Consider the following 7,722-nt stretch of genomic DNA (forward strand, 5'->3'; position numbering starts at 1 on the left):
TATATTTAAATGATTATTGAATTAACATAACTTGCTTATCTTGTTTTTTCATACTACGTGTAAATGCTGTTACACCTGTTCTAGCAATTTCTTTTAAACCGTATGGACGAAGTAATTCAATTAACGCTTCTACTTTATCTTGCGTACCTGTTACTTGCACAACTATGGAATCCTTCCCAACATCTATTACAGCGGCTCGAAATGGTTCAATTAAACTATATAATTCTGCCCTCGCTACAGAAGTTGCTACTTTAATAAGAGCAAGCTCTCTAGCAATCATTGCTTCTTCTGTAATATCTGATACTTTCAGAACATCGATTTGCTTATGAAGTTGTTTAATTAACTGCTCAACTTGCTGTTCACTTTCAACGTGTACAGCAATCGTCATTCGCGATATATCTGATGATTCTGTATGACCTACTGAAATACTTTCAATATTAAAATGTCTTCGTGTCATAACCCCTGTAATTCGGTTTAACACACCACTTTGATTTCGAACTGTCGCTGTAACAATTCTCTTCACCCTTTTTCCACTCCCTCCATTTGGTGAACACCTTTTCCTGGTGCAACCATCGGCATAACCTTCTCTGATTGAAGTACACGACAATCGATTACGACTGGCTCTTGTAATTCGATCGCATGCTGGATTTGCTTCTTTGCAAGAAGTGGATCGTCAATACGAACACCTTTTATACCATACGCATTCGCAAGAGCGACGAAATCTGGTTGGCATGGCAATAAAGAATGTGAATATCTTTGATTGTAAAATTCATCTTGCCATTGTCTTACCATTCCTAAAGCTTCATTATTTAAAATAAATACTTTAACGGGTAAAGCGTGTTCTTTTAATACACTTAATTCTTGCAGAGTCATTTGAAACCCAGCATCACCAACAATTGCAATAACTAGTTCATCTCTCTTTGCAATTTGCGCACCGATTGCTGCTGGAAATCCGAACCCCATCGTTCCTAATCCGCCAGAAGTTACCCATTTATCTGGATTTTTCAACGGATAGTATTGTGCTGCCCACATTTGATGTTGCCCAACGTCTGTTGTTACAATCGCTTCTCCTTTCGTGATTTCATATAGCATATCAATCGCGTATTGAGGTTTAATACTTTCAGAATTTCGTTTATAAGAGAATGGATACTTTTCTTTTCTACTCTTTAATAAAGAGAGCCATTCATGATGATTTTCTTTCTTTCCTTCTGATTGAAGCAATACTTCTAACGCCCGCTTAGCACTTGCAACAATAGGAATCTCTGTTGGCACATTTTTCCCAATTTCTGCTGGATCAATATCGATATGTGCAACAGTCGCCCCTTTAGCAAAAAAAGCTAAATTCCCAGTAAGACGATCGTCAAATCTCGCACCTATATTAATGAGTAAGTCGCATTCATATAACGCCATATTGGCTGTGTAAGAACCGTGCATTCCCCCCATCCCTAGAAATAGCCCATCATCTGGCGGAAAACCACCAAGTCCAAGTAACGTATGCACAACAGGGATTTCATATTTACGGGCAAAACTTGTCAATTCTTTCGAAGCTTTCGCATGCAGTATACCTGCTCCAGCTAAAATTAACGGTTTTTTTGCGGTTTCAATTGCTTGTAGTAATTTGTTTATTTGAAGTAGATTCGGTTCATAATTAGGGTTATATCCTGGTAAATCCATTTGTACATTGCTACATCGCTCACCTTTCTCGACTACCATATCTTTCGGAAGGTCAATAACGACTGGTCCTGGTCTTCCTGTTTTAGCAATATGAAATGCTTCTTTAATAATTCGAGGTAAATCTGAGGCCTTTCGCACTTGATAGTTATGTTTTGTCACTGGCATCGTAAGTCCCATAATATCCGCCTCTTGAAAAGCATCGCTCCCAATTAACGTTGTTGCTACTTGGCCTGTAAATACAACAAGTGGCAATGAATCAATCATCGCATCCGCTAGACCCGTAATTACATTTGTAGCACCTGGTCCACTCGTTGCAATTACAACCCCTGGGTTCCCTGTAATTCTGGCATACCCTTCAGCAGCGTGAATTGCCCCTTGCTCATGCCTTGTTAAAATATGCGGAATTTCACAATCATACAGTGCATCATAGAGAGGTAAAACGGCACCACCCGGATAACCGAAAATCACTTTTACGCCTTCCTTTTCTAGCGCTTCTAACAATAGCTGTGCACCAGTTGCCAGTTTCTCTTCCGTTTTTGAAGACATTGTTCTTATAAGCCCCCTTTTTCAAACTTTTATACAATAAAAAAATCCTACGTCCACACTCCAGCTATGTGCTGAAGGGACGAAAGATTTCGCGGTACCACCCTTCTTTGCAAGAATACTCTTGCCTCAGTGATCCATAAATGGATCTAGCTAATAACGGAGCTACCGTCTAAGCCTAGACAAATGCTTTAGCTTAGCACTCAAGGGCGATGTTCGTCGACGTGAACCATCGGTTTTCAGCAACCACCGACTCTCTGTGAGGCTTCACAATCAACTACTCCTCCCTATCAACGCTTTCTTATGTTAAAAAAGTTTTTATCCAACTTTATTTTCTTCGTAAATTTTCTCTCCATCTTCTACAACTAACTTACGAAACTCTTCTAATAAACGGTTCGTATGTGGACCTGTTTGCCCTAAGCCAATCGTTCTACCATCTACTGTCGTAACAGCAATAACTTCAGCAGCTGTTCCTGTTAAAAACACTTCATCAGCTACATATACATCATGTCTTGTAAATAACTCTTCTCTTACGTCATATCCAAGTTTTTCGCCGATTTCTAAAATGGCGTTTCGTGTAATACCTTCTAACGCTCCAGCAGAACTTGGTGGTGTAATTAATTTATTTCCTTTAACAATAAACACGTTATCTCCTGAGCCTTCAGCTACATATCCTTGATCATTTAACATAAGTGCTTCTTGTACTCCAGCTAATTTCGCTTCAATACGAACTAAAATATTGTTTAAGTAATTTAAAGATTTTACTTGAGGGGATAAAACATCGGGACGATTTCGGCGCGTTGCAACTGTTACAACTGGAATCCCTTTCTCATAATATTCTTGTGGGAATAAAGATAATTGTTCTGCAATTACTACTACATTCGGCTTCTTACATGAATCGGGATCCAATCCAAGATTTCCTGCTCCTCTTGATACAACAAGGCGAATGTATCCATTAGATAATTTATTTTGTCGAATCGTCTCAACAACAATATTTGTTACTTCATCTAATGAATATGGAATTTCTAAAAGGATTGATTTTGCTGATTCATACAACCGGACAAGGTGCTCTCTCAAACGGAAAACATTACCGCTATAAACTCTAATTCCTTCAAACACTCCATCGCCATATAAATAGCCATGATCATATACTGAAACTTTTGCCTCATCTTTTGGAACAAATTCTCCATTTAAGAAAATCCATTGCTCATTCACTAGAAGCGCCTCCTATGTTCTATGAATTTTTTATTGTTTCCTAGTTTACTCTCCTTTCTAAATAAATCAAGTGAATTTTTAGAAAATTTATAATTTTTAATCGTACGTACTTCTTTACTTATATTGATTTAACAACATTGTTAACGTTTACAAAAAGTCAAAAAATTTTTTTCGCCAATTTCCACTAAAAAAATATTTGTTTAAAAGAAGGATTTTCATCAATTGATGCGAATCTATTGTATTCAATAAACGGACGTCCGATTTTATAAATCCGGGAATATATAACGACTTTTGCTGAAAAAGGGGGAAAATAACAAAAATAGCGCTGTCTAAAAATAACATTCATATTTTTCATTTCGTAATCATAATCCTATTTTTAAAAAACAATTTGTCAAAATGAAGGAGGAAATAAATATGGCGTGTGTACAAATTAAAGGAACTAGACAAGAGGTAGTAGAAATGCTGCAATTATTTGATCTAATGGATACGAAAGGTTTTTGTAAATTCGATAATTACGTAGAGGTAGAACCAAATACGCAAGAACATAATCATTTTATTGCTTCAATCGACATCCATTCAAATACTTCTTCTGCCCAAGATACATTAAACGATCAATTCGTTAGTCAAATGCTTACTGGCGTATATAACGACTAAACAAAGATTTACTTCCTACCGTCTTTTCATAAATGCAGTGAACTTGAGCATACTAGCAATTAGATGGTAGGAGGTGAGAATTATGGCTAGAATTGGCGTTGAAAACTCATTAACAGACGTTCAACAAGCTCTTCAGCAACAAGGTCATGAAGTTGTTACACTTAACTCAGAACAGGATGCACAAGGTTGTGATTGTTGCGTTGTAACTGGGCAAGATTCTAATGTGATGGGCATTGCAGATACATCAATTAAAGGATCAGTCATTACAGCTCACGGTTTAACAACGGATGAAATTTGTCAACAAGTTGAAAGTCGCACTTAAAAAATGAAAGAGGACTCCTTTTAAAAGGAGTCCTCTTTTTTATATTCACCTAACGGGAAAGTAACATATACTGGATGAAAGCCCTACCTCTCTCTCATCATTACGGTTCCACTGACCGCTCCTTGATTCACTAGTATACATATATAGCTTACAAATACAATTTATAGGGTTTGTTCACAAAAGTTGTTGATAAAATTACCCGATCTTTCGCAAACTTTTCGTATTGCATTCATAAGAGATATTTACTTTACACTAGCTGTAACCGAGACACGAATTAAAATTCTAACACCAATACAATAACTTGTCAATATTTTTCCGCAAATTAAAAACAGACATTAACGGTTTGTCTGTTTTAGAATGGAGCTTTTTCTTTTATTACATATACAACAAAGCCGCTTACTAACATAAATAAGCCAACTACTAAGTTTTTGATATTAATCATAAATTCCTCTCCCTTATTCCACACATCATATATATTTACATTTCAATTATTCCGATCATCCTAAAGCGCACTTTTTCTAATATATCATAATTCCTAAAAAATGCAAGTTCACTTTTGACGACCATTCACAAATTTATCTACAGTGCTTGGTACAGTATTTAAAGCCTTTTCAATTAAATGTGTACTGCTGTTGAGATGTAATACTTGCACCCCATTAGAACCAACTACTAAAAAAGCTACTGGACTAATGGAAACCCCAGCCCCGCTTCCTCCTCCAAATGGATGCCCTTGTTTGTTCTCTTTATGCTGATTTTGCCCACCGTTATGTTTTTCAGTAATGAAATCCCCTTTAAAATCACTTCCACCAGCTCCAAAACCAAAAGCCACTTGAGATACTGTTAATACTACATTTCCGTCAGCTGTTGAAACCGGGCTCCCAACAATTGTATTTACATCTACCATTTCTTTTAAATTTGTCATTGCCGTTTTCATTAAATTTTCAATTGGATGTTCCATTATGTATTGCACCCTTTCCTCATTATTCCTTTTTATATTTTCCAAAATAGAGGAAGTCATACTAACTTTTCCTATTTCAAGAAAACATTTTCCTCCTTTTAAAAGATACTACTCCCTGTACATGCTCCGGTATAGTGAAACTTTAATCAGTGGGATGTGTACGTAGCTCGACTCTCACAAATAGCGGGATAAAAAAGAAAAAGAGATACATACTACTATTGAACCTTGTTATGAAAGGAGTCATGACTTTGACTGAGAAATTTGATGATTATAAAAGAAAAGATAGAATAGATAGTGATTATAGTGACTATAAAGAAGAGTACGCCGCTGAGGTTGCACCACAACGCATTGATTATGATTACAATGATAAAGACGATAAAGATGTTGTAAAATCGTCCGCTGCTGGATCAACTGCTGGTTTTATCGCTCTTGCGCTATCTATCTTATCGCTATTTACATTTCCAACACTATTTGGTCTTGTTTCTGTTTTACTCGGTATTTACGCTTATAATCGCGGAGCTACTGTAACTGGTGGTATCGCTGCAGTTGTCGGTGGAATTGCTGCACTTATCGCAATTTTATTCCGAGTAGCACTTATTGGTCTATTGTTCTCCCTGTTCTAAAAAAGAAAAAGGTATCTCGCTTAACGCGGGATACCTTATCCTGTAAACACATCTTCCGATGGATATTTTATTTTTTGTTTTGCTGGTCGCGCTAAAGAGAACACAAGTGTTAATGGTCCAATTAATCCGCAGAACATAACAAACATAATAATACATTTTCCGAATGCCGATAGCTTTGCAGTAATTCCCATCGTTAATCCGACTGTGCCAAACGCTGATATTGTCTCAAATAATAATTGAATAAAGCTGAAGTTTTCTGTAAGCATTAATATGAATACCGCTGCTAAAATAAGTATTTGACTGGCAACAGCAATCGCTAAGGCCCTCGTTACTGTTGACATTTTAATTGTACGCTGAAATAAAACAATTTCCTCCTTTTTTCTAAAGAAAGAAAGGACAGATGTAATTAAGATAACAAACGTCGTTAATTTAATTCCTCCACCTGTCGATACACTTCCTGCACCAATAAACATCAAAATCATCGTAAATAATATAGATGATTCTTCCATACCTCCATAGTCAACCGTATTAAATCCAGCTGTCCGCGGAGTAATACCTTGAAAGAAGGAAGCCCATAGTTTTTCATTTAAAGATAAATTCCCTAACGTCTTCACATTATTATATTCCAATACAAAAATCACGATCATTGCTATAATATTTAGCACTACTGTTCCAATAATCATTATTTTTGAGTGAAGTGATAATTTTCGAAAACTGCGGCTATACCATATATCAATTAATACGGTAAAACCGAGTCCCCCAATTACAATTAAAGAGCAAATCCCAATATTAATAATGGGATCCCCTACATATCTTGTTAAATTATCTGGCCATAAAGCAAATCCTGCATTATTATAAGATGCAATTACATGAAAAATACTATAGTATAAACCTTTTCCAAAACCAAACTCTGGAATAAAGCGAAACGATAAAAAGATGACCCCAATAAGTTCAATACAAATCGAAAATATAAAGACACGCTTTACTAATTTTACAAGACCACCTATATTTGTTTGATTAAATGCTTCTCCAATTAATAAACGATGGCGTAATCCGATTTTTTTACCTAGTACCCAAACAATTAAAATGGCAATTGTCATAAGGCCTAGACCACCTGTTTGAATTAAAAACATAATAACAATTTCGCCAAACATCGTAAATGTACTTGCTGTATCCACTACTCCCAAACCAGTTACGGTCGCTGCTGACGTTGCTGTAAAGAAAGCATCTACCCAACTAATATGTACTTTCGTTGCGAATGGTAATTTTAATAACAAACCGCCAACCACAATTAAGCAGAAAAAGCCTAATGCTAATATTTGTGGTGGGTTTAATCGTATAAGACGATTATACAGCCCTTGTTTTTTTGTTACGTCCATATCACTAACTCCCTTATTAAAGTGAAGCTTTCCCCTCATACAATAAAAAGCTTTTTAAAAGCCCTTAAATAATTGGGACAAACCTTATATTCTCATAATATAGTTGAGCATAATCCTTTTTTTCATAGATTACAACTTTTATTTATATTCAGATTCCTTTTCGTTTTATGCCGGAAAACTCTATATCCTAACTCAATATTGCTAGCAATAACAATTTCATATGTACTATTTTTCAAATCCCCATATCTTTCACTCTATGTTCACATAGAGGTCACATCCACCTTTTATAGTATATGTATCGAAGCTGTTCCTCCCTAATTTATAAGACATTCCCCAGTGTCTTTGAATAGCTTC

9 protein-coding genes and 1 other annotated feature are annotated in these 7,722 nt (G+C 35.9%); of the genes, 3 read left to right on the forward strand and 6 right to left on the reverse strand.

Annotated elements, in window-relative coordinates:
* Positions 1-13: 13 nt before the first annotated feature.
* From ilvN to ilvE, 3 genes are all read right to left on the reverse strand, one after another.
* Entirely contained in the window at positions 14-523 is a 510-nt protein-coding gene (gene ilvN / locus BLT20_RS00850; protein WP_073339336.1) for an acetolactate synthase small subunit, read from the reverse strand.
* Positions 520-2,220: an acetolactate synthase large subunit gene (gene ilvB / locus BLT20_RS00855; RefSeq protein ID WP_000095868.1), complete on the reverse strand. Its 1,701-nt coding sequence runs from the start codon at positions 2,218-2,220 to the stop codon at positions 520-522. Before ilvB ends, ilvN begins: the two co-directional genes overlap by 4 nt.
* A 72-nt stretch (positions 2,221-2,292) precedes the next feature.
* Positions 2,293-2,520: a binding site (T-box leader), on the reverse strand.
* Positions 2,521-2,535: 15 nt separating this feature from the next.
* Complete coding sequence (ilvE, locus tag BLT20_RS00860; protein ID WP_001005486.1) at positions 2,536-3,432, reverse strand: branched-chain-amino-acid transaminase; 897 nt, start codon at positions 3,430-3,432, stop codon at positions 2,536-2,538.
* A gap of 414 nt (positions 3,433-3,846) precedes the next feature.
* Between ilvE and BLT20_RS00870 the strand changes: the two genes are divergently transcribed.
* Together BLT20_RS00870 and BLT20_RS00875 are read left to right on the forward strand one after the other, a co-directional pair.
* Positions 3,847-4,086, forward strand: a complete 240-nt coding sequence (locus tag BLT20_RS00870) for a DUF3911 family protein (protein ID WP_000752514.1) — start codon at positions 3,847-3,849, stop codon at positions 4,084-4,086.
* A gap of 82 nt (positions 4,087-4,168) precedes the next feature.
* Complete coding sequence (locus BLT20_RS00875) at positions 4,169-4,408, forward strand: YkuS family protein (RefSeq protein ID WP_000101022.1); 240 nt, start codon at positions 4,169-4,171, stop codon at positions 4,406-4,408.
* A 352-nt stretch (positions 4,409-4,760) separates the two neighbouring features.
* Here BLT20_RS00875 and BLT20_RS00885 read toward each other — a convergent pair whose 3' ends face one another.
* Together BLT20_RS00885 and ytfJ are read right to left on the reverse strand one after the other, a co-directional pair.
* On the reverse strand, positions 4,761-4,850 hold the full coding sequence (locus tag BLT20_RS00885; RefSeq protein WP_000608227.1) for a hypothetical protein: 90 nt from the start codon (positions 4,848-4,850) through the stop codon (positions 4,761-4,763).
* A 108-nt stretch (positions 4,851-4,958) separates the two neighbouring features.
* Positions 4,959-5,426 (reverse strand): GerW family sporulation protein, encoded by a 468-nt coding sequence (ytfJ, locus tag BLT20_RS00890; RefSeq protein WP_000204234.1) that lies wholly within the window; start codon positions 5,424-5,426, stop codon positions 4,959-4,961.
* A 188-nt stretch (positions 5,427-5,614) separates the two neighbouring features.
* On the opposite strand from ytfJ, the gene BLT20_RS00895 reads away from it, so the two are divergent.
* Complete coding sequence (locus BLT20_RS00895; protein WP_000136542.1) at positions 5,615-5,989, forward strand: hypothetical protein; 375 nt, start codon at positions 5,615-5,617, stop codon at positions 5,987-5,989.
* 35 nt (positions 5,990-6,024) lie between these two features.
* Here the strand turns inward: BLT20_RS00895 and BLT20_RS00900 are convergent, their stop codons facing one another.
* Complete coding sequence (locus BLT20_RS00900; RefSeq protein WP_000383524.1) at positions 6,025-7,368, reverse strand: TrkH family potassium uptake protein; 1,344 nt, start codon at positions 7,366-7,368, stop codon at positions 6,025-6,027.
* Positions 7,369-7,722 lie beyond the last annotated feature (354 nt).

It is taken from the genome of Bacillus sp. cl96 (assembly GCF_900100505.1).
Taxonomy (GTDB): Bacteria; Bacillota; Bacilli; order Bacillales; family Bacillaceae_G; genus Bacillus_A; species Bacillus_A cereus.

What these genes read in the sequence shown, in the direction of transcription:
- BLT20_RS00900 (WP_000383524.1), bottom strand. Translation starts at nt 7,368, where the DNA reads ATGGACGTAACAAAAAAACAAGGGCTGTATAATCGTCTTATACGATTA.
- BLT20_RS00875 (WP_000101022.1), top strand. Translation starts at nt 4,169, where the DNA reads ATGGCTAGAATTGGCGTTGAAAACTCATTAACAGACGTTCAACAAGCT.
- BLT20_RS00885 (WP_000608227.1), bottom strand. Translation starts at nt 4,850, where the DNA reads ATGATTAATATCAAAAACTTAGTAGTTGGCTTATTTATGTTAGTAAGC.
- ilvB (WP_000095868.1), bottom strand. Translation starts at nt 2,220, where the DNA reads ATGTCTTCAAAAACGGAAGAGAAACTGGCAACTGGTGCACAGCTATTG.
- ytfJ (WP_000204234.1), bottom strand. Translation starts at nt 5,426, where the DNA reads ATGACTTCCTCTATTTTGGAAAATATAAAAAGGAATAATGAGGAAAGG.
- BLT20_RS00870 (WP_000752514.1), top strand. Translation starts at nt 3,847, where the DNA reads ATGGCGTGTGTACAAATTAAAGGAACTAGACAAGAGGTAGTAGAAATG.